Origin of the sequence: Ilyobacter sp. (assembly GCF_041583315.1) — a bacterium.
Classification (GTDB): Bacteria; Fusobacteriota; Fusobacteriia; order Fusobacteriales; family Fusobacteriaceae; genus Ilyobacter.
In genome coordinates this window covers 1-2,119 of the sequence record NZ_JBFHGC010000510.1, presented here as the reverse complement: position 1 = coordinate 2,119, position 2,119 = coordinate 1, and the positions used below count along the sequence as shown (strand labels likewise).

Below are 2,119 nucleotides of genomic sequence, written 5' to 3'. Positions count from 1 at the left end.
ATATTATGTGGAGCTCGACAGACCTATCTCTACGGAAGATATTAAAGACCTGGAAAATGGTATTGATATAGGAACGCATCTATGTCTTCCTGCAAAAGTTCAGTATATAGAACAGGATAAAATATTCCTTACTATTCAAGAGGGTAAATATCACCAGGTAAAAAAAATGGTAGGAGCCACAAAAAATAAAGTTTCTTACTTAAAAAGAGTAAAATTTGGAAATCTTACCATTGAAGACATGAAACCTGGGGAGTTAAAAGAGATATTTTTAAATGATATCATTTTATAGAAAATCACCGATAAAAAGATCGATAAATTTAATTTCGCAATTCTAAAATTTGAAGGTACACAGCCTGCTGTTCCTCTGAAGAGATTAACTGCCGTGGAAAAAACTAATTTTTTCTTAAAGACCTACATCTTGCGTTCTAGACGATATCTTCATTAATAATTCCAATTGAAAATAAATAAAATATTGTCTTTAAGTACTTAAAAAACCTTTACAGAGCATATGGCATTAAAATACAGATAATAGTTTATATTTAATCTAAATAGGGGCTCCAGCTGGAGCCCCTATACAATATCTGCAATACTCTATTAAATATTACTCAAAACTCTCATCTTCTATCTCATGAATTTTAATCAAGGATATTAATCCAGCCAATGTCGATTCAGCCCCTTGATTTTTGCTTACTCCATGAGAATCTAATCCATCTCTGCACCCGCCATCATCATAGTTATATATAGGGGTTTTCAGATCATTCTCTCCCAAAAACCAGCCCATACATTTTTTCCCTTCATTTAGCCACCATGGATTCTTTGTAGTTTTATATACATGTAAGCAAGCATTGAGTAAGCACATAGCCTCTACCGGCTGCTGACCAAAGTCAATTTTTTCTCTATCTCTGGCAAACCATCCCTCATTTCCTATTATAGAAAGATGACCCTCTTGGTCAGTTTGAATTTCCAGTAACCATTTCAGAGACTGAATTCCTGTATTATACATATCCTTATCATCCATACTCTCCCCGGTTAATATTAAAGCGTGGGGTAAAATTCCATTCGAGTATGTAATAGTTTCCTCACACCAGAGCCAGTCTCCGGTTGCTGTATTCTTATATAAATTATGAATTTTTTCAGCTAAAATTCTCTGAATTAATTTTTTTTCCAAATCTTCTGAATTTACTTCTATATATGCCGATAGGCCCAGTACTGTAAAAGCCCAAGCTCTAGGAGAAGTGAAATCTCTCACCACAGAAAGTGCAGATATGAACAGTTCCATAGCGATGGAACGGATAGATTTATCCATTATATTTTTAATTGTAACTCCCAGTGCCCAAAGGGCTCTTCCGTGAGAATCTTCACTGCCTATATTTTCCTGCCACCTTCTGTCGTAAGACATTAAGTTTGCAAATCTATTTGTCTTTTCATCAAAGGAATAATTTAAAAAAGCTAAATATTTCTTAATAAAAGGATATATATTCTTATCTTTTTTAAGGTTGTAATACATCGATACAACGATCAGTGCCCTGGCATTATCATCTAGACAATATCCGTGATTCAAATCTGGAATAGTATATTTCGCATGTTGGAGTATCCCTGTATCATCTGTCAATATTTTCAAATGAGACAAGTTTATCTCGGGTAATTCATAAGATATCTTTTTCGGGCCTATTGTGTCCTCTGCTTTATATCCTCTATTTTTTTTTTTAGAAGGTATACTGATATTCTTTTTCTCCTTGCACTCCACTATGACCTCCAGGTAACTCTTGGCAACCTCCGACCAAATCATGGATCTAGCGTAATTGTAAGCCTTTCTTCTGATATTTTGACGCTTGTCTGAATCTGCTAACAACATATTTATTTCTCTAGCTAAGCTCTCTGAATCTCTAAATGGTACTAATATCCCTCTGCCTTCTGCTAAGAGTTCTTCAGCATGCCAAAACGGCGTAGACACCACTGCCGCTCCTGATCCAAGAGCATATGCTAATGTCCCGGAAGTTATCTGTTCTCTGTTTAAATATGGTATAGAATATATAGTAGATGTTTTTATATACCTTATAAGGGTTTCTGGGTCCACAAATTTATTATGAAAAACAACATTTTTTTCCAAATTTAGAGT

General features: G+C 34.6%; 1 protein-coding gene and 1 pseudogene. One reads left to right on the top strand and one right to left on the bottom strand.

Translation table 11 applies throughout. From position 1 onward, the window contains the following. A pseudogene (locus tag ABZA26_RS13570) lies at window positions 1-289 on the top strand (16S rRNA pseudouridine(516) synthase); the annotation flags it as partial. A 312-nt stretch (window positions 290-601) separates the two neighbouring features. On the opposite strand, the gene ABZA26_RS13565 reads toward ABZA26_RS13570, so the two are convergent. Beyond that, window positions 602-2,119 (bottom strand): glycosyltransferase (locus ABZA26_RS13565; protein WP_372715032.1); only part of this gene is annotated, 1,518 nt, incomplete at its 5' end.